1 protein-coding gene is annotated in these 486 nt (G+C 32.5%); it reads right to left on the bottom strand.

Annotation, left to right across the window (positions count from 1 at the left end):
* A partial coding sequence (locus FHK88_RS08510) for a helicase-related protein (RefSeq protein WP_227430316.1) occupies nucleotides 1-486 on the bottom strand: 486 nt, incomplete at both ends.

The following is a 486-nucleotide window of genomic DNA, read 5'->3' as shown; positions in this document are numbered from 1 at the left end:
TCGCAGTACCTTCATGCTCTGCACGACCAGTTCTACCAATTCTGTGCATATAATTTTCAGGAAAATAAGGCGTATTAAAATTAATAACGTGTGTTACTTCGGCTAAATCTAAACCACGAGCAATTACATCGGTAGCAATTAAAATACGTTTTTCGCCTTTATTGAATTGTTCAATAGAACGTAAACGATAATTTTGTGTTTTATTTGAATGAATTACACATGATTGTGCAGGAAATTCTTCCTTTACACAATCGTATAATCGGTCGGCATTTCTTTTATTAGGTGCAAAAATTAGCACTTTACTATATTCCGTTTTATTAGATATTAACTCGTGTAATAAGTTTACCTTAGTATAAAAGTTAGGAACATCATAACTAATTTGCTTAATATTGTCAAGTGGCGTACCACTTACTGCGATAAAAATCTTTTTAGGTGCGATAAAGAAATCATCAATTAATGCTTCAACATCTTGTGTCATTGTAGCCG

Source organism: Psychrobacter sp. I-STPA6b, from assembly GCF_020662265.1.
Classification (GTDB): Bacteria; Pseudomonadota; Gammaproteobacteria; order Pseudomonadales; family Moraxellaceae; genus Psychrobacter.
This window is presented reverse-complemented; position numbering and strand designations above follow the sequence as displayed.